Below are 19,828 nucleotides of genomic sequence, written 5' to 3' on the forward strand. Positions count from 1 at the left end.
TTCAACACTATCCGTGTCGGGTTAATTACTGTAGAGCAGGGTCCTGTCGACGCGTGTCCGCCAGGTGGCCGCCCTGGTAGGTCAGGCCCTATCCCACACCGTCGCCTCGACCTTCGTCGTCAGCGAGTCCAGCGCTCCCGGCCGCGACAACGCGACCACCGTCAGGTGACCGACCCTGCCCGCCCGCGTCTGGAAACACGCGACGGAGCCGACCTGCACCTCCAGCCGGCGCTGACCGACGACCGCGTTCAGGCGCCGGGCGCAGTCGGCCCGGCTCGGCGGCGTGGCGGCCGTCCACTCCACCAGCGCCTCACCGGCGATCTCGGCGTACCCGACGCCCTGCACGTCACCGAGCACGGCACCGCTCGGCGGCACCGTGTCCAGGGAGTAACCGGGGCCACCGCAGCAGTCCATGACCAGCAGGCCCTGCCACCGCACGCGCACCGACACGGCCGGGCTCGGCACACCGGCGGTCGGGCCGGCGGTCGGGCTGGCGGTCGGCGACGGCGCGTCCTCGGGGGTCCGCGACGGCGGCCCGTCGCTGCTCGGCGCGACCGATGGTTCCATCGGCGTGGTTCGGCTGGCGGCCCCGCCGTCCGCGGGCGGGTCGGCGGCAGGCTGCGCACCCGGCAGGACCAGGGCCGCCAGGACGAAACCGGCCACCACCGCCGCCGCCAGCCAGACCGCCGGGCGACGCATGATCCCGGCCAGGTCGACAGCCGCACCGCTCCGGCCGTCCTGAACCGCGAGGAACACCGCGCCGACGAGCAGCACGGCCGTGAGCAGCCAGATGTAGGGCCGCCAACCCGCCGGTATCTCCACCGTGTTCACGGCCAGCCCACTGACCAGGGCGAACAGCCCACCGGAGACGGCGATCAGCGCCGGTGTACGCCAGGACGGCCCGTCATCGCCTGTGCCCACGATCGCCCCTCCCACGCTCGCTTGTGGACTCATGCTCCCATCCGGGCGCACCATACGCTTACTTTCCGCGTCCTCGAATCCGCCTGACGTTTGACCCGACACACGCAGGATAATTAAATATGTACATGGCTGATGTCCCCGGCATTGCTTCGACGATCGCTGCGGTGGTCCTTCCATTGCTACTGGTCTCCACGGCGCGGAAGGTCTTCAGTCGGCCTCCGGGATGTCTTGAACTCGTGGTGTTGGCGGTGTGGACCGCATTCAACATCTGGCAGGCGCACTGGGCCAGCACTCCCACGTGGGCCACCGTCCTGAACTACGTCGCGGTTGCCGCGGTATTCGTTCTGGGCGTGCGGGCCATGGCCAGGTACGCGCGGGCCTCGCGACCTCAGCCCATCGACCCCGCGGAGCTTCAGCGATTCATCGAACACGTCACCGCCGATGACGCCTTTCCGGTCGTCGTCTTCGGCGTATCCCCGACCGGAGCGATCGCCTTTTCCTTCGGCCCGGCATCTGACCAGACAGCCATGATCGAACTGACCAGCGGCTGCCCGCTCTCGTTCGTCCAGGGCAGGATTGACGCGATGCTGGGGCCGCAGTCGCCACTCATCACGCAGTGGCGCGAAGGGCTGGCCGAGAACATCAACCACCGAGTGGTCCTGAGTCGCGACACCCAGCACGGATCCTGGACCGGGAAACTCAAACAGCACAACGGACCGGCCTACGATGAGCGCACCTGCCCGTATCACGGTGACCATCCCTGACAGCCCCCGAGGCCGAAACCCGGCCGCCTTGGCAGGTTCAGTCAGCCATGGTGTTCGGTGCTGTGCCAGAACAGCGCCACGTCACCGACCAGCGCACCGCTGTCGGCCACCTCGATGCTGGCACGCCGACCATCGTGCCTAGTGCCGCGTCGCCGGTGACAGCGAGGTCGCCGATGTCCGGCAACCCGCTCAGGCTGCCGGGTCGAGCCAGACGGTCGCGTCGATCTGGGAGCCGCCGCCCTGCTTGGCGTCCAGGAACTTCACCGCCACGACCCGGCCGCCGCCGGTGCGTACGCAATAGATCTGGCTCTGGGTGAACTTCCCGATGCGGTCCCCCTGGGCGGCCAGCAGGTCGCTGCAGTCGCGGGCCCCGGGGGCGCCCGTGCCGGTCCAGCGCGCGACCTTGTTCGAGGAGTTGTAGGCGACGATCTGGAAGAAGTCGCCGTCGTAGACGTCCATGCTCGGGCCGGGGTCACGGGTGGGTGGCGTCGTGTCGAAGTCGATGCCGTTGTTGTCGAAGCGCAGTGGGCCGCCGTGCCACAGCGGCCGGCCGGGATCGTCGACCCGGGTGGGCCCGGCGGTGGGCTGGGAACCGGGCCCTGCCACGGACTCGGATGCGGGTGCCGACGTGGTGGAGCGGGCCTGCGGCTGCGGTGCGGGCGTGCCGTCCCTGCCGACGATCTGGAAGATCAGGGCACCTGCGGCGATCAGGGCCGACAGCAGCCCGGCGACGGCGGTGACGACGCCGGCGAAACTGGTCCAGAACGAGGTGCGACCGGGCGCTTGGTTCGACATGCAGAGATTATGACCATCGCATGTGGATTCCCACGCGCCCGGCGTACACACCCGGCCCGGCTGGTCCCGCATTGACAACAGCCACCCCTCGGCCTATGGTCATTCTCAGTTCGAGTTAATCTCATATCGAGAAGGACATGGCATGGTCACCGAGCGCGAGTTCCTCGACGGCTACGACCCCCGGGCCTACCCGGCGGTCGCGGTGACCGTCGACATCGTCACGCTCACCATCCGCGACGGCGTCCTGAACGTGCTGCTGGTCGAACGCGGCGAGCAGCCCCACGCCGGCCGCCTCGCGCTGCCCGGCGGCTTCGTCCGTGAGGAGACGCTCGACCAGGCCGCCCGGCGCGAGCTGGCCGAGGAGACCGGGATCCTTCCCCGCGTACACCTGGAGCAGCTCGCCACGTTCGGCGACCCGGGCCGCGACCCGCGCATGCGGGTGATGTCGATCGCCTACCTCGCGTTCGCGCCGCACCTGCCCGAGCCGACCGTCGGCGGCGACGCGGCCGCGGCCCGCTGGGTCCCCGTCGACACCGCGTCCGGCCTGGCGTTCGACCATGACGCGATCCTCGCCGCCGGGCTCGAACGGGCCCGAGCCAAGATCGAGTACACGCCGCTGGCGACCGCGTTCGTGGACGACGAGTTCACCATCGCGCAGCTGCGCGGGGTGTACACGGCCGTCTGGGGCGAGGAGCCGCACGCGGGCAACTTCCACCGCAAGGTGCTGTCCGTGCCGGGCTTCGTCGCCGACACCGGGGCCACCACCCAGCGCGGCGGCGAACGCGGCGGACCCCGGTCCAAGCTCTACCGGGCCGGGGACGCCCGCATCCTGCACCCGGCACTGCTACGGCCCTCGCTGGAGCGGTGATGAGCGGCTTCGACGACGCGGTCACCAGTGTGCTGGCCGCACGCACCCCGGGCGACCTGTTCGGCGGCGTGGACGGCGGGCACGCGTACCGCACGCTTGCCAAGGTCCTGCACCCCGATGCCGCACCGGCCGGGGCGACAGCGACCGCGACGCAGGCCTTCGCCCGGCTCGCGGACCTGTGGGCGGCGCACCGCGACGGCACGACCATGGTCACCCGCCGTGGCACGTACCGCGTCGGCGCGCTGCGGTACACCGGCGACCTCGCCGACCTGTACGACGTCGACGGCGGCGCGGCGCTGCTGAAACTGCCCCGCCACCCCGCCGACAGCGACCTGGTGCGCCGCGAGGCGCAGGCCCTGACCCGGCTGCGCGGCCACGGCGAGACCCGCCACCACGCGTACGCCCCACGGCTGATCGAGTCGTTCACCCACCGCGACCCGGCCGGCGGCGACCGGCGCACCGCGACGGTCCTCGCCCACCAGGCCGGATTCGTCGACCTCGCCCGGGTCAGGCAGTCCTACCCGGACGGCGTCGACCCGCGCGACGCGGCCTGGATGTGGCGGCGGCTGCTCGTCGCCGTCGGCTACGCCCACCGCGCCGGTGTCGTGCACGGCGCCGTCGTCCCCGGCCACGTGCTGATCCACCCGGACGAGCACGGCCTGGTCCTGGTCGACTGGTGCTACAGCGTCACCGAGCCCGGCCAGACCGTCCCTGCGCTGGCCGCCGGATACCACGACCTCTACCCACCGGAGGTCACCGGCAAGCGCCCCGCCGGTCCGGCGACCGACATCCACCTCGCCACCCGGTGCATGACCTGGCTCATGGGCGAGCGGACCCCGCCCGCCCTGGCCCGGTTCGCCCGCGGCTGCACCCTGCCCGACCCGAACACCCGCCCGCACGACGCGTGGCGGCTGCTCGCCGAACTCGACGAGCTGCTCGAAAAGCTCTACGGGCCGCGCACCTTCCGGCCCTTCACCCTCTAAGGAGCAGATCATGGGAAGCGGACGATGGTCCACCGACGTCTACACGGCGTCGGCCAAGTACCGCAAAGCGACCGGGGCGAGCGCCTTCGCGCACAGCGACTCCGGCGCGCGTACCGTGCATGACGCCCTGAACCCGCGCGGCGTCACGGTCCGGGAGAGCCGCGACAGCGACCAGCACCCGCAGTCGACGCCGATCGCGATCCTGTTCGACGTGACCGGGTCGATGGGCTCGGTGCCGCGCGTGCTGCAGACGAAACTGCCGGAGCTGTTCGGTCTGCTCATCCGCAAGGGCTACTGCACCGATCCGCAGATCCTGTTCGGTGCGATCGGTGACGCCACCTGCGACCGCGCGCCGCTGCAGATCGGGCAGTTCGAGTCCGACAACCGCACCGACGACGACCTGGGCCGGATCCTGCTCGAAGGCGGCGGCGGCGGGCAGCGCACCGAGTCCTACGAGCTGGCCATGTACTTCATGGCCCGGCACACCGACCTCGACGCCGTCGCCCGCGGCAGGCGGGGCTACCTGTTCATCATCGGCGACGAGATGGCCTACGGGCAGGTCAAGCCCGACGAGGTGCGCCGCGTCGTCGGCGACGCGATCACCGAGCCGATCAGCACCGAGGCGATCGTCGCCGAACTGCGGCGCAGCTACGACGTGTACTTCATCATGCCCGCGCAGGCCAGCTACACCGGCGACGCGCAGATCCTGGGATTCTGGCGCAAGCTGCTGGGCCAGAACGTCATCGAGCTCGACGACCTCGACGCCGTCTGCGAGACCATCGCGCTGACGGTCGGGCTGGGCGAGGACGCGACCGATCTGGACGCGGGGCTGGTCGACCTCGCCGAGGCCGGGTCGGCGGCCGGGCCGACCGTCGGCAAGGCCCTCGCCCCGCTCGGCAGCACGCGGGGTGCGCTGGTGCGCTCGGCGCTGCCGGCCGGGTTCGGCGACCGGGCCACCCCGGCGGCCCGGCTGTGAACCAGCCCCGCCACGTCATCGTCGTCGACCTCGGCTACGGCGACGCCGGTAAGGGCACGATCGTGGACTGGCTCTGCGCGACCCGCCCGGTGGACACGGTGATCCGGTTCAACGGGGGCGCGCAGGCCGCCCACAACGTGGTGACGCCCGGCGGGCGTCACCACACCTTCGCCCAGTTCGGCTCCGGCACCCTGCACGGCGTACGCACCCACCTGTCCCGGTTCATGATGGTCGACCCGCTGGCGCTGGCCGCCGAGGCCGAGCACCTGGTGGAACTGGGCGTGTCCGCGCCGTTCGACCTGCTCACCGTGGACCGGCGGGCACTGCTGACCACGCCGTGGCACCGCGCCGCGAACCGTCGCCGCGAGGCCGCGCGCGGCGACGACCGGCACGGTTCGTGCGGCATGGGCGTCGGCGAGACCGCCGCGTTCGCGCTGGCCCACCCCGACCTGGCCGTCCGCGCCGGGGACACCACATCCCCTTCGATACTGGCGCGCAAGCTGGGCGCGGTCCGCGACGCGCTCACCGCCGAACTCGGACCCCTCGACGCGCCCCCGGTCGCCGCCGTCGCCGAGGCGTTCCGGTGGTTCGGGAGCGCGGCCGGGCTCGTCGACTCCTCCCGGCAGGCGCTGACCGGGCCGTGTGTGTTCGAAGGGGCCCAGGGTGTGCTGCTCGACGAGTGGCGCGGCTGGCACCCGTACACCACCTGGTCCACCACGACCTTCGACAACGCCGAGACCCTGCTGGCCGAGGACGGCGACGGCGACGCCCTGCGGCTGGGCGTCGTACGCACCTACACCACCCGCCACGGGGCCGGTCCCCTGGTCACCGAGGATGAGCAGCTCACTGCGGCGCTGCCGGAGCGGCACAACGGCCACGGCCCGTGGCAGGGCGCGTGGCGGGCCGGTCACTTCGACGCCGTCGCCCACCGCTACGCCGTCGAGGTCTGCGGCGGCGTCGACGCGCTCGCCGTCACCCACGCCGACGCGGCCGCACACCACGAGCTGCGGATGTGCCTGTCCTACGATCAGCTGGACAGGATCGTGCCCGGCGAGCGTGGCGACCTGGCATACCAGGAGAAGCTGACGCAGACGTTGACCACCGCCGTCCCGGTCTACACCGGGTTCGGCGAGGTCGGGGACGTGCTCGGCGTCCCGGTGGAGGTCACCTCATACGGCCCTACCTGGGCGGACAAGGTCACCCGGTGACTACGCCTCGTTCAGCGGCCACACCTCGACGACGCCGTGCGCGATCGCGCACGGCGTGCCGGACACCGCTTCGATCGCCTCGTCGAGCGAGTCCGCCTCGATGAGGGCGAACCCGGCCACCGGCAGAGCGGCCGACAGGAACGGCCCCTTCTCCACGACAGTCCCAGTGGCGTCATGGTTTCTCACCTGCACCGGCGACCCCGCGATCCCCATTTCGGCACCGGCCTGCCGCAGGCGACCATCGTGGGCATGCGCCCGCTCGCGCAGTTCGGCGGCGGTGCTGTCATAACCGGCCTGGTCGCCGTATCCGATGGTCAGGAACTTCGCCATGATCGGGGGTCCTTCCGAGGCAGGGGTCACCGCGCCGGTCCGGCAGGCGACGTGTATCCGTTCCCCGATCCCCCGGTCACTGAAACCCGCCCCTCTCCGGGTGAATGAAAACCGCACGTCAGGGGTACGTCCCCGGTTGCCGATCCAGGAGGCCGTGATGAGCCAGACACCCGAGGAGCCGGAGATCGTCCGCGAGGACGACGAGGCCGAGATCCTCCGGCAGCGGGGACGCACCCCGCATCCCATCGAGCCCGCCGAGGGGCCCGACGACCCGGAGTACACCGGCGACCGTCCTTGACCGAGAGTCGCGACGCCCTCGCGCTGTGCTGCGCCAACGGTTCCGGGGAGCCGGGGTCCCCGGGATCGGCGCGGCGCGGCAGTGAAAGGATCGGGCGCACGTCCGGCACCACGCCGGATCACGACCCCGAAGGAGCGACCATGGCTGTTTCCGCTGACCTCGCCAAGCTGCTGGACAAGGAATACCAGGACAAGAGCCTGGAGGAGATCGCCAACGCGCCCGTCGCCGCGCTCGCCGGTGTGAGCGAGCGTGCCGCCGACCACCTCAAGGACGCCCTGGGCATCAAGACGATCGGCGAGCTGGGCCGCAGCCCGTACTTCCGCGCCGCGCGGGCCATCGCGGACCTGGCCGACGCCAAGTAGTTCGATGCACGAGGGCCGGCTGCGGTGCGCAGCCGGCCCTCGCCGGGTTCGCCTGGCTGGGCCGGTCGTCGATCAGGCGGTGTAGCCGCTGGTGGACCAGATCCACCAGGACAGGTTGGCCAGGGTCATCGTGTACCGGTGGCCGCTGCCGAGCGCGACGTCCTCGATGACGGCGTTGGCGCCGGAGTTGGTGTAGCCGACCACGGTCAGGTAGTGGCCGCCGGGATAGTTGTGGTAGACCCCCGCGGTGTCGTAGCGCCCGCCGCGCACGTTGAGCACCAGGGCGTAGTTGCGGTCGACGTCGAACACGATGTCGTACTTGAGCAGGTTCTGCTCGGCGGCGCTGTTGCTGTTGACCACCTTGTGCTCGTACCAGTTGTTCACGTTGGCGTAGCTGTTGAGCACCGCCATCACCTGGGTAATCGAGTCGGTGCCGGCGGTGTCGGTGGGCAGGCGTGCGGCCAGGGTGGCCTGGCTCGGGGCGTAGCCGCGTACGGTCAGCGCCAGTCGGGTGGCCGCAGGTCCGCACCAGTAGCCCGTCTGCTGTGCCTGGAAGCTGTAGCCGGGCAGGGTCCGGGCGGTGGCCGCGGCGGCCGGAGCGGCCAGGCCGACGGCGGCGACGGCGGCCGAGATCAGCGCAGCGGCCACACTGCGGCGGAGGAGTGACATGACCAGTCTCCTAAGTGGAGTGAGAAAACTTTCCCACGGAGGCTAGCCATGTCATAAACTTTCATCAATATAGATGTCCTCGGCTCTCATCGAACATCGGTCAGGCGATCACCCCACCGCGGAGGAGGGTCGTGAACGAGTCGGCCATCCCGCGCAGAGCCCTGGTCGCCGTGGGCATCGGCAACGTCGTCGAGTGGTACGACTTCGCGGTCTACGCGTTCTTCGCCAGCTACATCGCGGGAAACTTCTTCGTCGCGGGCGACTCGACGCAGGCGCTCATCGCCACCTTCCTGGTCTTCGGGGCCGGGTTCGTCGCCCGGCCGATCGGCAGCCTCGTCGGGGGGCTCGTCGGCGACCGGTCCGGCCGCAAGGCCGCGCTCATGCTCTCCCTGGCCACGATGGGCGCGGGCATGGTCGCCATCGCCGCCGCCCCACCGGTGACGGCGGTCGGCGTCGTCGCCCCGATGGTGCTGCTCGCCGGACGGCTGCTGCAGGGATTCTCCGTGGGCGCCGAGATCGGCGCAGCGGCGGCGTTCCTGGTCGAGCAGGCACCGCCGGGCAGGAGATCCGGGTATGCCGCGTGGCTGCAGGCCACGATCGGCCTGGCGAGCCTGCTGTCGGCGGTCGTCGGCCTGGCCATCACCAGTGTGCTGTCCGACGCCGCCGTGGCCGCCTGGGCCTGGCGCATCCCGTTCGCCCTCGGCCTGGTCATCATCCCGATCGCCCTCTACCTGCGCCGCACCCTGCCGGAGAGTGCGGCGTTCCGGACCGGGCAGCCCGCCACGACCATCGCCCAGACCCTGCGCACGCTGTTCGTCGGCAATCGCCGCAACCTCGTCGCGGGTTTCCTCTTCTCGATCCCGTGGCACCTGTCCATCTACTGTTTCGTCATCTTCGGGCCGACCTACTACCGCATCGCGGCGGGGCTGACGTTCCCGTCCCAGGAGGCGTTCAGCGCCTCCGTCGCCGGCAACGCATGCCTGGTCGTCGGTTGCCTGGCGTTCGGCCGGCTCGCCGACCGGGCCGGGCGCCTGCCGGTGATCATGGTGAGTGCCGCGGTACTGACGGTTCTGCCGTTCGGCTGCCTGCTGCTGCTGCACGCCGTGCCGACGTTCCCGATGCTGCTGGCCGTGCACAGCGTGCTGTGCCTGGCCGTCTCCGCCCTGGCCGGCGTCGCGCCGTCGACCCTGCCGACGGCCTTCCCCGTGGCGGTGCGGGCCACCGGAGTCTCGATCAGCTTCGGCATGGCGGCGATCGTGGCGGCGGCGTTCACCCCCGCGCTGCTCACCTGGGCGACCGGAGCCGTGTCGGTGTACGCGCCCGCCATGCTGGCCGCGGTCGGCGCGATCATCAGCCTGCTGGCAACCCCGTGGTTGTTCACCCGGATCCGCGCGCTGGAGCCGGCGAAGTCCGCCCCGTGACGCCGGACCGGCCGTCGGCCCTCGCGGGCCCGACGGGCGGCCGCGCCTGGCGCGGCCGGGATTGGCGGACCCCGGAAACGGGTAGTGATCAGCGACTACGCCGTGCGGCGTAGGGTGGCCACCGTCGACCGGCCGACCGGCCAGCCGACGATCACGATGGTTTCCGCAGATGAGGGGCTTACACATGGCGGTGCCCGGCCAACAGTCGACAGCTGCGGACGTGGCCGTGGCGCAACGGGCGGACGAGGACCTCCGCTCGATGTTCGGCCAGTCCAGCGCCGTCTACGCCGCGCTCGCCGGACCTGATCACGTCGTGGCGGCGGCGAACACGGCGTTCTTCGACGCCATCGGAGGCCAGCGGGCACTCACCGGCGTCCCGCTCGCGCGCCTGATGCCCGAACTGTCCGGTCAGGGCTTCCTCGACCTCCTGGACCGGGTCTACCGCACGGGCGAGCCGTACACCGGCCGCGACGAGCGGGTCCTGCTCGGCACCGGCCCGGACGAGCGGGAGGCGTTCTTCGACTTCAGCTACGAACCGCGCCGCGACGCCGACGGCGAGGTCACCGGCATCCGGATGATCGGTGTGGAGACCACGCAGGTCAAGCAGGCCCAACGGCTGATGGCCGAACACCGGGCGCTGCTGGAGCAGATCGCCCGCCAGGCGCCCCTGGCCGAGGTCCTGGACGGCATGGCCCGCTGCATCGAGCAGCTCACCCCCGAGCAGGTCCTCGTCTCCGTACTGCTCGCCGACCCCGACGGCCGGCACCTGCGCCACGGAGCCGCGCCCAGCCTGCCCGACTTCTACAACGCGGCCATCGACGGCATCGCCACCGGCGAGGGCGTCGGCTCCTGCGGGACCGCGGCCCACCGGCGCGAGCCGGTCATCGTGACCGACATCGCCACCGACCCGTTCTGGGACGACTTCCGCTCCCTGGCCGACCGGGCAGATCTGGCCGCGTGCTGGTCCACCCCCATCCTGGCCCGCGACGGCGGACTGCTGGGGACCTTCGCCATGTACCACCGCACCCCGCGCGTGCCCGGCGAGGCCGACCTGGCGCTGGCACGGGTCTTCGCCGGCACCGCGGCGCTGGCCATCGAACGCCACCACAGCGAGCAGGCACGGCAGGTGGCCGAGGCCCGCGCCAAGGCCGCCAACGAGGAGCTGGCCAGGGCTGTGCGCGCCGAGCAGCAGTTGCGCGCCGAGGCCGAGCAGCGCGCCGCCGCAGAGGCGGAACTCAACGCCCGGCTGCGCGAGGCCGCCGCCGCTCAGGCGGCCCGGCCGCATCCCGAACGGTGCCAGCTCGGCGGATCGGCCGGCTGCACCGCACCGGCCGAGGTGAAGATCGCCGATTCGTGGGGCGACGCGGCGTGGGGCTGCCTCACCCACGTGGAAGAGGCCATCATCAGCGTCCGGTCGGTGTTCATCGCCAGCGAGGAGCTCGGCGGACTGCGCGCCTACGTCAGCCGCTGATCGCAGGCGGTCGCCTCGGAGTGGGACGCCGCCGCCCCGGTGCCGCTGGTGACGGCATCCGGAACGGCGGCGGCGGCCGGTCAGCCCAGGAACTTCGCGGCGTACTCGTGTGCGTCCTGCACGACGAGCGCGACGCGGTCGGGGGCGGCGTCGAGGGTGCCGTCGACGACCGTCAGGGTGGGCAGGACGCCTTCGCGGACCGGCAGCCGCCAGTGGCGGTTGTAACCGGCCTCGTGCACGCCGGTCGACCCGAACGCCGGGTCGCCGAGGCACACGTGCCCGAAGGAGCGGTTCGTGCCGGTGAACAGCGCCGGGTCGGGCTGGTCGTGGTGGGTGGGCACGGTGTCGCGGTGCCCGTCCTGGACCAGCGGGATGATGCCGCCGATCCCGTCGAACCAGGCCTCCCCCGCGATCAGCAGCTCCGGGCAGTCCTGGCGGATCAGCTCCACCAGGGCCCGCAGCCCGGCGGTGGTGGAACCGCGCGGGTCGTTGTTGTACATCGCGGAGATGTCCAGGAACGCGGCGTCGAAGCCGTACTCCCGGTACAGCTGCACGATCTGCTCGGCGAGGTGCCGACGCCACGGCTCGTACGCGGGGTTGACCAGCGAGCCCCACGAGTGGTCGAAGTGGCGCGAGGCGTCCCAGTCGACCGATCCGATCGGCTGGTGGCCGCTGGCGTTGAGCAGCTGGCCGGGGGCCGCCCAGTGTTCGAAGCCGGGCAGGTCGCGGGCGGCCACGTTCGCGCCGAACATCGGCATGATCCGCGCGCCGAGGTCGTGCGCGCCCTCGATCAGCCGCCGGAACCCGTCCGGGCCGCCGAGCCGCTCGTCGGTGCCGAAGCGGCCGTACCAGCGGTAGTACCGGCCCTCCCAGCCCGGCAGGTAGGCCAGGATGCGCCGCGGGTCGAGCTGCTCGCCCAGGCGGCGCAGCGTGTCGAGCATGCCGTCGTAGTCGAGGAAGACCCGGCCGGTGAAGTGCATGCCGTTGAGCGACACCACCAGCGAGGTCTGCCGCAGCCAGTCCGGCACGTCGTCGCGCTGCTCCCAGGCCGGCAGGTCGTACGCGGCCCGCACGTGTGCGGTGTGCTCGGCGAGCACCGGGGCGAGGTCGCCGGTGCGGCGCAGCTCCCATTCGGGGACCTCGAACACCATGCTGGGCCGGGCGGCGTCAGCGTCGGCGATGAGCTCGAACTCGCACGACTCGGGTGCGTCGAAGTGCGGCACTACCGCGAAGCGCTTGCTGCGCACCTGCGTGTCGAGGCTGCGCGCGACGGTGACCGTGCCGTCCGGGCGGCGCAGGCCCAGCAGTGGCGTGGCCAGGTCGAACCAGCCGTTGGGATACTGCACGACGCGGCCGGTGGCGGGCACCGGCAGGTCGCCCTCGCGCAGCCCGGTGACGTCGCCGGTGGGCTGGTCGTGCAGGACCAGCGCCACGCAGCGTACGCCGTCGGGGTGTTGCGCCCGTACGCCGATCCGCACGCCGTCAGGAGTCTCGGTGATGCGAACGGTGACCCGGCCGGGGCCCTGCTGCTGCCCGCCCGCCCACACCAGGCCGTCGGCGTCGACGGTGGTGGTGTCGCCGTCGGTGGTGACGGTGAGGCGGTCCGGGTCGAGCCCGTGCACGTTCTCGCCGGTGTGCACCCGGACGCTGACCGGGCCGAGCGGGGTGTGCAACCGCGGGTGCGGCCACCGGAAGCTCAGGTCTTGCATTTCGTTCTCCTCGACGTGCGGGTGGTGACGTACGGGCGGGTGCGGGTCAGGACCGCAGGCGGCTGGCGAATCCGTCCTTGCCGTCGGCGACGGCCTTGGCGGGGTCCCCGGCGAACACCCAGTTGCGGATGAACTGCAGGTACGGGCCGGTCGGGTCGATGAACAGCGCGTTGTACTTGGCGGTCACCGGCACCTTGGCCTGGGCGATGAGCTGGTTGGCGGTCAGCAGCCGCGGCTCGGCATGGGTGAAGCTGTTGTCGGCGGTGTCGGCGCGCACGGTGAGCTGGCCGGTCTTGGCCACGACGGTCTTCTGCACGTCTTCGGACATGCTCCAGGCGATGAAGTCCCAGGCGGTCTGGGCGTTCTTGGCGCCCTTGGAGATGCCGACGACGTCGCCGCCGAGGAACGACGCGGTGCCCTTGGCCCCGGGGATGGGGGTGACGCCGAAGTCCAGGCCGGGCTGGGCCTTGTAGACGCTGACCGCGAAGCTGCCCAGCGCGACCATGCCGACCTTGCCGGACTGGAAGCCCGACAGCCAGGTCGCACCGTTGTCGTCCTTGACGGCGGCGGGCATGAGCTTGTCGTCCCACATGGTCTTGTGGGCGTTGAGCGCGGCGGCCACGGCCGGGTCGTCGAGGGTGGCCTGGGTGCCGTCGGCGTTCATGATGTCGCCGCCGCTGGCCCAGATGTAGGGCAGCAGGGTGTACGCGTTGCAGCCCGCGCAGTTGCCGGCGAAGGAGAACCCGTACACGCCGTCGCCCAGCGCGGTGATCTTCCGGGCGGCGTCGACGAGTTCGTCGAGGCTCGCCGGGGGCTTGGCCGGGTCGAGTCCGGCCTTGGTGAACAGGGTCTTGTTGTAGTACAGCATCGACACGTCGAGCTGGTGCGGCAGCGCGTAGATCCTGCCGTCGACGGTGCTGATGTCGACCCCGGCCGGGGCGAGCGCGGCCTTGTAGGGCAGCGCATTCACCTGGGCGGTGATGTCGGTCAGCAGGTTCTCACCGGTCAGCGACTTGACGTTGGCGATGTCGACGGCGGCGAGGTCGGGGGCGTCGCCGCTGCGTACGGCCTGGACGTACTTCTGCACGTACTGGGCGTCCGGCACGGTCAGCATCGTGATCTTGCGGGTGGGGTTGGCCTCGTTCCAGGCGGCGACCAGGGCCTTGTCCATCGGCTCGTCGGCGGCGCGGACCCACATCGTGGCCGGTCCGGAGCCGGTGAGCTGCCCGGTCGGCGACGACGGGGTGTCGGCGCCGGTGTTGCTGCAGGCGGTCAGCGTGGCCGCGACGAGGGCGGCCGCCACCGCCGCCAGCCGGCGGGGCCGGGGCGTGGTGTTCATCTGTATTGCTCCTCTGTGGAAGTGCTAACCCTTGACGGCGCCGCCGGTGAGCCCGGCGACGTAGTAGCGCTGCAGGATGAGGAAGATCGCGATGCAGGGCACCGCGGCGAAGACCGCTCCGGTCTCCAGCACGCCCCAGTTGAGGGTGCCGCCGGCGCCGGTCTGCAGGTTGGCCAGTACGACCGGGAGGGTGTACTGCTCCTGCCGGGTGGTGAAGATGAGCGCCGCGAGGAACTCGTTCCAGGCGGTGAAGAAGGCGTAGAGGGCGACGGTGGCCACCCCTGGCGCCACGATCGGCACCAGCACCCGCCACAGCGTGGACAGGGAGCCGGCGCCGTCGACGATCGCCGCCTCCTCGACCGCCGCCGGGACCGCGGTGAACGCGGCGCGCATGGTGAAGATGCCGAACGGCAGGGCGAACACGGTGTACACCAGCACCAGGCCGAGCAGGGAGTTGGTCAGGCCCAGCTCGTCGAGGATGAGATACAGCGACGGGATGATCGACTGGAACGGGATCATCATGGTGGACAGGATGACCAGGAACAGCAGTCCGCGCAGGCGGAACCGGAACCGGGCGAAGCCGTAACCGGCCAGCACCGACAGCACGGTGGCCGCCAGCACGGTGCCCGCGGTGACGCCGACGCTGTTGACGACGTTGCGCCACAGGCCCGCGTCGAGCAGCCGCTGGTAGTTCTCCAGGCTGAACCGGGTCGGCAGCAGCGTCGGCGGGGTCTGGGCGAACTCGGCGCTGCTCTTGAACGACGACACGACCAGCCACGCCAGCGGCGCGACGAACAGCAGCGCCAGCAGCCCGAACACGGTGTAGAAAGCGGCCGCGGGCAGCCACTGCGGGCGCAGCGTGCGCCTCGGCGCGGCGACCCGCTCGCGCGGGACGGTCAGGGTGGTGCTCACGAGTCCTCCCGGTTACGCACGACCAGCAGCTGGATGGCGGTCAGGATGAGCAGGATGACCATGAGCCCGATCGACATCGCGGCGGAGTAGCCGAGGTCGAAGTCGATGAACCCGGCCCGGTAGATCAGGTAGACCACGGGGATGGTGCTGTTGTCGGGGCCGCCCTGGGTCAGGATGAAGAACTGGTCGAAGGCCAGGTAGCTGCCGATGACGGTCAGGATCAGCACGAGCCCGATGGTGGGGCGCAGCAGCGGCAGGGTGATCGAGCGGAACATGCGCGCCGGGCGCGCGCCGTCGACCTGGGCCGCCTCGTAGAAGTCCTGCGAGATGGCCTGCATGCCGGTCATCAGCAGCAGCATGGTCAGCCCGACGGTCTTCCAGACCACCAGCACCACCACGGCGGCCAGCGCGGTCGGGAACGTGCTGAACACCGACACGCTGCCCTCGACCAGCCCGGCCCGGCGCAGCAGGTCCGGAACGATGCCGATGCGGTCGTCGAGCAGCCACAGCGTCAGGTACGCCGCCGTGGCGAAGCCGATCACGACCGGCATCACGAACGCGGTGCGCAGCACGCCGACCCCGCGCCTGCGGTGGCGCACCGCCAGGGCGAGTCCGAACCCGACCACCAGCAGCGCCGCGGTGACGATGACCGTGTAGAGGGTGGTGAAGCCCAGGCTCTGCCAGAACTGCGTGTCCTCGCCGAGACGCCGGTAGTTGTCCAGCCCGATGAACCGGCGCTGCCCGAGCAGCGACCAGTCGTAGAACGACATCACGGCGGTGACCACGACCGGCACCACGAAGATGCCGAGCACGAGCGCGACGGCGGGCAGCACGAACAGCAGCCCGAGCCGCTGCCGGCGGGCCTGCGGTCCACGCCGTCGGGGCCGGGTCCGGGCCGATAAACTCAGCGCCATCGTTCGCCTTCCACGGTTACGTAATCGATTTCGTTGAGCGAACGTTACAGCAGCGGTTACATCTGGTGTCAAGACCAAGTACAGGGCTTTTCTGCTACAGTCCGGGCCGGTACGCTTTACGAAATCGATTAGGGAGCACGGTGGCCTCAGCGAACAGCACCGCCCAGCGCGTGACGATCCGCGACGTCGCGTCCGTGGCGGGCGTGTCCACCGCCACCGTGTCGAAGGTGCTCAACGACCGGCCCGACGTCGGCCCCGAGGTCCGCCAGCGTGTCCTGGACACCATCGCCCGCCTCGGCTACCGGCCCAACGCCGTCGCCCGCGGCCTGCGCGCCAGGCACACCGACACCATCGCGATCCTCACCGACGACCTCGAGGGCATCTTCACCAACGCCCTCATGCGCGGCGTCGAGGACGCGGCATCGGCCTACGACGTGTCGGTGCTGCTGGCCAACAGCTACGGCGACCCCGACCGGGAGCGCAAACACCTGCGCCGCCTGCTCGACCGGCAGATGGACGGGCTGATCATCATGTCCGGCAACCGGGTGCGCCCCCGCTCGGGACCCGCGCTGCCGCTGCCCGCGACCCCGTACGTGTTCCTCTACGAGTACGCCGCCACCGAGCCGGTGCCCAGCATCCTGCCCGACGACCGGGGCGGTGCCGTGCTGGCCGCCCAGCACCTGCTGGACATCGGCCGCCGCCGCATCGGGTTCATCAACGGGCCCGCCTCGTGGGAGGCCACCGCCGACCGGCTCGACGGCCTGACCGCCACGCTGGCCGCCGCGGGCGCGCCGCTGCGACCCGCGCTGATCCGGCACGCCGCCTCCTGGTCGCCCCAGGACGGTTACGCGCTCGCGACCGAACTGCTCGACGCGCCCGAGCCGCCCGACGCGATCTTCGGGGCCAGCGACGACCTCGCCACCGGAGCCCTGGCCGCCATCCACGAACGCGGCCTGCGCATCCCCGAGGACGTCGCGGTCGTCGGGTTCGACGACCGGTCGCTGGCCGTCCACCAGCGCCCGCCGCTGACCACCGTGGCGCTGCCGCTGCTGGAGATGGGCCGGGTCGCCGGCCAGCGGCTGCTGGAGGCCGTCAACGGCGGCCAGCAGCGCCACGAGCTGATCCGGGTGCCCTGCGAGCTGCGGGTGCGCGCGTCCACCGTCGGCGCCGGGCACACCCCCCGGTAGGTCCCGGGGATCAGGGTCCGGCGCTGTCGCGCAGCCCGATGACGTACGCCGCGGTCAGCGCGACGCCGCGGTCCTCGTCGGCGGCCAGCACCGCCAGGGCGCGGGAGGCGGTGCCGCCCGGAATGCCCCCGAGCGCCTGGGTCAGCCGCCGGCGGGTGGCCGCGTCGGCGGCGTCCAGGCGGGCGGCGAGCCCGGCCGCGATCCGTTCCGCGCAGGCGGGATCGCGGGCAACGACGCTGAGGGCGTCACCGGCCTCGACGTCGTTGACCTCCGCGACGACCATGTCGAGCAGCGTCGGCACGGTGTCCGCCACGCCCCGGGGGCCGAGCGCCAGGGCCGCATGGCGGCGGACCGCGAGGTCTTCGTTCGCCAGCGCGTCATGCAGCACGGCGTACGCCGCCTCGTTGCCGATCCCGGCGATGGCCTGCACGGCGCGCTTGCGCACCGCGGCCTCCGGCGCGGCGAGGCCCTGCGCCAGCAGCGCCAGGCCGTCGTCGCCCGATCGCGCCAGAGCCCAGCGCAGGGCTCCGGCCACGTGCGGGTCGGCCTCGCTCAGCACCGCCTCGACCAGGGCCTCCACCGGCATGCTGTCCTCGGCCGCCGTGGACAGCGCCGCGCGCTGGCGCCTGTCGGCACTGTCCGAGCCCAGCGCCTGGAGCAGAGCGACGACCTGTAGGACGTCCTCCCAGCCGGTGGGCTCGGCCGCGCCGATCCGGCGCAGCCGGGTCAGCAGTTCCGTCTCGTCCGCGATGCGGGCGAGCGTCTGCCGGATGAGGTCGTCGACCAGGCCCGAAGGCGTGAAGCCGGGATCGTCGAGGGCCCGCCCGACCTCACGCAGCGACAGCCCGAGCGAGCGCAGGCTCTCGATGTGGAAGATCCGCCGGATGTCCTCGCCGGAGTACTCCCGGTAGCCGGTGCCGCTGCGCCCCGTCGGCCGCACCAGGCCGAGCGACTCGTAGTGGCGCAGCATGCGGGCACTGACCCCGGACCGCCGGGCCACCTCGCCGATCAACACTGCCGGTCATCCCCTTTCGCCGGCCGGGCCCAGGGCCGCGACACGTTTCGCCTGCTCGACCGCGAGCTGGAAACCGGCGTCCGGGTCGAGCCACAACTGCTGCGTGGCCAGCGCGTGCCCGCGTACGCCGGGATCGCGGTGCTCGGCCGCGGCGTGCAGGATCGGCGTGATCACCTCACCGAGCGCGATCAGCGCCCGGCTGAGGCTCAACTGCGTCTCGCGCCCCCCGCGCCCCAGTTGCGTTGCCAGCACCGCGGCCAACTCGGATTGTCCCCCCTCGGGCACCAGCGCCACAGCCGCTCGCCAGGCGGTGCGCGCCACCGTGTCGTCGGGGTCGGTCAGCAGTTCCCGGGTGATCGCCGGCCAGGCCCGCCGGTCCCCGATCTTGGAGAGCGTGTGCAGGGCCTGGCTGCGTGCCTGCGGCTGGGCGGAGCGCAGCTCCTCGACGAGCGTGGGCACCGTACTCGACGGCTGCTGGCGCAGCAGGGCCCAGGTGAGCATCTCGCGCACGTAGAACTCGGGTTCGACGGCGCACCGCTCGACCAGGCCGCCGACCGATCGGGGGTCGGGGGTCGTGCCGACCGCCAGCGCCGCCCGCAGCCTGACCGACGGGTCGCGGTGGGCCAGGGCCCGGATGGCCTGCATGGTGTTCGTGTCCTGCTCCTGCGTGGTCATCGCCACCTCCTGCGGCACAGTGAAGACCTTGCCACCGTGTCAAGGTCAAGCGCACGGCCGCGCCGGCGACGTCGGGATGTACCCCGAACCGGTTGTCCGGGCCACGCACCCAGATCCGGTCGCCGGCAGCCGCCACGCACCACAGGCATCGACCGTTGTACGTACGTGGCACCCCTGGCGGCCCCTCGCCGCCACCACCGACCGGCCTTGACGCCGCGGCACGCCCCACCCGCCGCGGCCGACGCCGAGAAGGAGGCGCACTCCTCGATGTCGAACACCCTGACCGTGCTGACGCTCGTGGCGCTGTCCGCGGGAACCGCGCTGATCATCTGCCGGCTCACCGGCAACCGCCTGCGACGGGCGCTGCTGGCCAAACTGTGGCACGCGGTGCACGTCGACGCGCTCACCGGCCTGCCCAACCGGGCCGGCGCGCTGGACGAACTGGGCCGCCGCTACGCCGACCACCGGCCGCTGAGCCTCGGATTCGCCGACCTCGACCAGTTCAAGGCCCTCAACGACACCCACGGCCACGAGGTCGGCGACCGGGCGCTGCAGCACATCGCGCTCGTGCTGCGCACGCACCTGCCCGACACGTTCGCCGCCCGCATCCACGGCGACGAGTTCGTGTTCGCCTGGCACGAGCTGCTGACCGACGCCCTGGCCCACGCCTGGCACGTACGCCACCTGGTCAGCGCGCACCCGCTGCGGCTGCCCGGCGGCGAGCTGGTCGAGCTGCGCATGTCCATCGGCGTCGCCGAGCGCAGCCTGACCAGCGACCTGCGGCTGCTGATGCACCACGCCGACCTGGCCATGCACGACGCGAAGACCAGCGGGACCGGCTGCGCCCCGTACAACCCGCACCATCACGCCGTCGTGGTGGTGCCCCGCCCGGCGCTGCGCGTCCGCGAGCGCCGCCACGCTCCGGCCCCGGAAACCAGCGGGTCGACAGAGCGGTAGGCCGTGGCGGGTTGTCGGCGGTGCGCTGTCACCGGTGGGTCTGCGTCCCTTTTG

21 protein-coding genes are annotated in these 19,828 nt (G+C 71.8%); 11 read left to right on the forward strand and 10 right to left on the reverse strand.

Going from position 1 to position 19,828, the window contains the following annotated elements; all coding sequences use genetic code 11:
• Positions 1-81: 81 nt before the first annotated feature.
• Positions 82-921 (reverse strand): hypothetical protein, encoded by an 840-nt coding sequence (locus tag HAV40_RS04825; RefSeq protein WP_166379345.1) that lies wholly within the window; start codon positions 919-921, stop codon positions 82-84.
• 125 nt (positions 922-1,046) lie between these two features.
• Here HAV40_RS04825 and HAV40_RS04830 point away from each other — a divergent pair, with 125 nt between their 5' ends.
• Positions 1,047-1,685: a hypothetical protein gene (locus HAV40_RS04830; RefSeq protein ID WP_166379347.1), complete on the forward strand. Its 639-nt coding sequence runs from the start codon at positions 1,047-1,049 to the stop codon at positions 1,683-1,685.
• Between the two features lie 189 nt (positions 1,686-1,874).
• Here the strand turns inward: HAV40_RS04830 and HAV40_RS04835 are convergent, their stop codons facing one another.
• Positions 1,875-2,480 (reverse strand): hypothetical protein, encoded by a 606-nt coding sequence (locus tag HAV40_RS04835; protein WP_166379349.1) that lies wholly within the window; start codon positions 2,478-2,480, stop codon positions 1,875-1,877.
• Between the two features lie 142 nt (positions 2,481-2,622).
• On the opposite strand from HAV40_RS04835, the gene HAV40_RS04840 reads away from it, so the two are divergent.
• From HAV40_RS04840 to HAV40_RS04855, 4 genes are read left to right on the forward strand one after another with little or no spacing between them, the layout of a single operon-like run.
• Positions 2,623-3,348 (forward strand): NUDIX hydrolase, encoded by a 726-nt coding sequence (locus HAV40_RS04840; RefSeq protein WP_166379351.1) that lies wholly within the window; start codon positions 2,623-2,625, stop codon positions 3,346-3,348.
• Complete coding sequence (locus HAV40_RS04845; protein ID WP_166379353.1) at positions 3,348-4,331, forward strand: lipopolysaccharide kinase InaA family protein; 984 nt, start codon at positions 3,348-3,350, stop codon at positions 4,329-4,331. Before HAV40_RS04840 ends, HAV40_RS04845 begins: the two co-directional genes overlap by 1 nt.
• Before the next feature lie 10 nt (positions 4,332-4,341).
• Entirely contained in the window at positions 4,342-5,307 is a 966-nt protein-coding gene (locus tag HAV40_RS04850; RefSeq protein ID WP_166379355.1) for a hypothetical protein, read from the forward strand.
• The gene (locus tag HAV40_RS04855; protein WP_239086334.1) at positions 5,304-6,515 is read left to right on the forward strand and encodes an adenylosuccinate synthetase; all 1,212 of its coding nucleotides are present in this window, start codon (positions 5,304-5,306) and stop codon (positions 6,513-6,515) included. The genes HAV40_RS04850 and HAV40_RS04855 overlap by 4 nt, the downstream gene beginning before the upstream one ends.
• Here the strand turns inward: HAV40_RS04855 and HAV40_RS04860 are convergent, their stop codons facing one another.
• Positions 6,516-6,845 carry a YciI family protein gene (locus tag HAV40_RS04860; protein WP_166379357.1) on the reverse strand — a complete coding sequence of 110 codons (330 nt, stop codon included), beginning with the start codon at positions 6,843-6,845 and terminating at the stop codon, positions 6,516-6,518.
• 157 nt (positions 6,846-7,002) lie between these two features.
• Here HAV40_RS04860 and HAV40_RS04865 point away from each other — a divergent pair, with 157 nt between their 5' ends.
• Positions 7,003-7,143 carry a hypothetical protein gene (locus HAV40_RS04865; RefSeq protein ID WP_166379359.1) on the forward strand — a complete coding sequence of 47 codons (141 nt, stop codon included), beginning with the start codon at positions 7,003-7,005 and terminating at the stop codon, positions 7,141-7,143.
• 140 nt (positions 7,144-7,283) lie between these two features.
• Entirely contained in the window at positions 7,284-7,505 is a 222-nt protein-coding gene (locus HAV40_RS04870; RefSeq protein ID WP_166379361.1) for a hypothetical protein, read from the forward strand.
• Positions 7,506-7,577: 72 nt separating this feature from the next.
• Here the strand turns inward: HAV40_RS04870 and HAV40_RS04875 are convergent, their stop codons facing one another.
• Positions 7,578-8,174, reverse strand: coding sequence for a C39 family peptidase (locus HAV40_RS04875; RefSeq protein WP_166379363.1), 597 nt, complete (start codon positions 8,172-8,174; stop codon positions 7,578-7,580).
• A gap of 131 nt (positions 8,175-8,305) precedes the next feature.
• On the opposite strand from HAV40_RS04875, the gene HAV40_RS04880 reads away from it, so the two are divergent.
• Entirely contained in the window at positions 8,306-9,595 is a 1,290-nt protein-coding gene (locus HAV40_RS04880) for an MFS transporter (protein WP_166379365.1), read from the forward strand.
• A 226-nt stretch (positions 9,596-9,821) separates the two neighbouring features.
• Entirely contained in the window at positions 9,822-11,066 is a 1,245-nt protein-coding gene (locus tag HAV40_RS04885; protein ID WP_239086335.1) for a GAF domain-containing protein, read from the forward strand.
• 80 nt (positions 11,067-11,146) lie between these two features.
• Here the strand turns inward: HAV40_RS04885 and HAV40_RS04890 are convergent, their stop codons facing one another.
• The 4 genes from HAV40_RS04890 to HAV40_RS04905 are packed head-to-tail and all read right to left on the reverse strand — an operon-like array spanning position 11,147 to position 15,940.
• Entirely contained in the window at positions 11,147-12,775 is a 1,629-nt protein-coding gene (locus tag HAV40_RS04890; RefSeq protein ID WP_166379367.1) for an alpha-amylase family protein, read from the reverse strand.
• Between the two features lie 46 nt (positions 12,776-12,821).
• A complete protein-coding gene (locus HAV40_RS04895) occupies positions 12,822-14,114 on the reverse strand; it encodes an ABC transporter substrate-binding protein (RefSeq protein WP_166379369.1) in 1,293 nt (430 codons plus the stop codon).
• Positions 14,115-14,138: 24 nt separating this feature from the next.
• Positions 14,139-15,026, reverse strand: a complete 888-nt coding sequence (locus HAV40_RS04900) for a carbohydrate ABC transporter permease (protein WP_203671394.1) — start codon at positions 15,024-15,026, stop codon at positions 14,139-14,141.
• Positions 15,023-15,940 carry a carbohydrate ABC transporter permease gene (locus tag HAV40_RS04905; protein ID WP_166379371.1) on the reverse strand — a complete coding sequence of 306 codons (918 nt, stop codon included), beginning with the start codon at positions 15,938-15,940 and terminating at the stop codon, positions 15,023-15,025. Before HAV40_RS04905 ends, HAV40_RS04900 begins: the two co-directional genes overlap by 4 nt.
• A gap of 140 nt (positions 15,941-16,080) precedes the next feature.
• Here HAV40_RS04905 and HAV40_RS04910 point away from each other — a divergent pair, with 140 nt between their 5' ends.
• The gene (locus tag HAV40_RS04910; RefSeq protein WP_166379373.1) at positions 16,081-17,127 is read left to right on the forward strand and encodes a LacI family DNA-binding transcriptional regulator; all 1,047 of its coding nucleotides are present in this window, start codon (positions 16,081-16,083) and stop codon (positions 17,125-17,127) included.
• Positions 17,128-17,137: 10 nt separating this feature from the next.
• Here HAV40_RS04910 and HAV40_RS04915 read toward each other — a convergent pair whose 3' ends face one another.
• Together HAV40_RS04915 and HAV40_RS04920 are read right to left on the reverse strand one after the other, a co-directional pair.
• Positions 17,138-18,142: a HEAT repeat domain-containing protein gene (locus HAV40_RS04915; protein ID WP_166379375.1), complete on the reverse strand. Its 1,005-nt coding sequence runs from the start codon at positions 18,140-18,142 to the stop codon at positions 17,138-17,140.
• A 6-nt stretch (positions 18,143-18,148) separates the two neighbouring features.
• Positions 18,149-18,817, reverse strand: coding sequence for a HEAT repeat domain-containing protein (locus HAV40_RS04920; protein WP_166379377.1), 669 nt, complete (start codon positions 18,815-18,817; stop codon positions 18,149-18,151).
• A 207-nt stretch (positions 18,818-19,024) separates the two neighbouring features.
• Here HAV40_RS04920 and HAV40_RS04925 point away from each other — a divergent pair, with 207 nt between their 5' ends.
• The gene (locus HAV40_RS04925; RefSeq protein ID WP_166379379.1) at positions 19,025-19,774 is read left to right on the forward strand and encodes a GGDEF domain-containing protein; all 750 of its coding nucleotides are present in this window, start codon (positions 19,025-19,027) and stop codon (positions 19,772-19,774) included.
• Positions 19,775-19,828 lie beyond the last annotated feature (54 nt).

The sequence above is a fragment of the Catellatospora methionotrophica genome (assembly GCF_011297335.1).
In the GTDB taxonomy this organism is placed as follows: Bacteria; Actinomycetota; Actinomycetes; order Mycobacteriales; family Micromonosporaceae; genus Catellatospora; species Catellatospora methionotrophica.

Excerpts from the sequence above, each read along its gene's own strand:
- HAV40_RS04830 (WP_166379347.1), top strand. The coding sequence starts at position 1,047 with ATGGCTGATGTCCCCGGCATTGCTTCGACGATCGCTGCGGTGGTCCTT.
- HAV40_RS04835 (WP_166379349.1), bottom strand. The coding sequence starts at position 2,480 with ATGTCGAACCAAGCGCCCGGTCGCACCTCGTTCTGGACCAGTTTCGCC.
- HAV40_RS04840 (WP_166379351.1), top strand. The coding sequence starts at position 2,623 with ATGGTCACCGAGCGCGAGTTCCTCGACGGCTACGACCCCCGGGCCTAC.
- HAV40_RS04845 (WP_166379353.1), top strand. The coding sequence starts at position 3,348 with ATGAGCGGCTTCGACGACGCGGTCACCAGTGTGCTGGCCGCACGCACC.
- HAV40_RS04850 (WP_166379355.1), top strand. The coding sequence starts at position 4,342 with ATGGGAAGCGGACGATGGTCCACCGACGTCTACACGGCGTCGGCCAAG.
- HAV40_RS04860 (WP_166379357.1), bottom strand. The coding sequence starts at position 6,845 with ATGGCGAAGTTCCTGACCATCGGATACGGCGACCAGGCCGGTTATGAC.
- HAV40_RS04865 (WP_166379359.1), top strand. The coding sequence starts at position 7,003 with ATGAGCCAGACACCCGAGGAGCCGGAGATCGTCCGCGAGGACGACGAG.
- HAV40_RS04870 (WP_166379361.1), top strand. The coding sequence starts at position 7,284 with ATGGCTGTTTCCGCTGACCTCGCCAAGCTGCTGGACAAGGAATACCAG.
- HAV40_RS04875 (WP_166379363.1), bottom strand. The coding sequence starts at position 8,174 with ATGTCACTCCTCCGCCGCAGTGTGGCCGCTGCGCTGATCTCGGCCGCC.
- HAV40_RS04890 (WP_166379367.1), bottom strand. The coding sequence starts at position 12,775 with ATGCAAGACCTGAGCTTCCGGTGGCCGCACCCGCGGTTGCACACCCCG.
- HAV40_RS04895 (WP_166379369.1), bottom strand. The coding sequence starts at position 14,114 with ATGAACACCACGCCCCGGCCCCGCCGGCTGGCGGCGGTGGCGGCCGCC.
- HAV40_RS04905 (WP_166379371.1), bottom strand. The coding sequence starts at position 15,940 with ATGGCGCTGAGTTTATCGGCCCGGACCCGGCCCCGACGGCGTGGACCG.
- HAV40_RS04920 (WP_166379377.1), bottom strand. The coding sequence starts at position 18,817 with ATGACCACGCAGGAGCAGGACACGAACACCATGCAGGCCATCCGGGCC.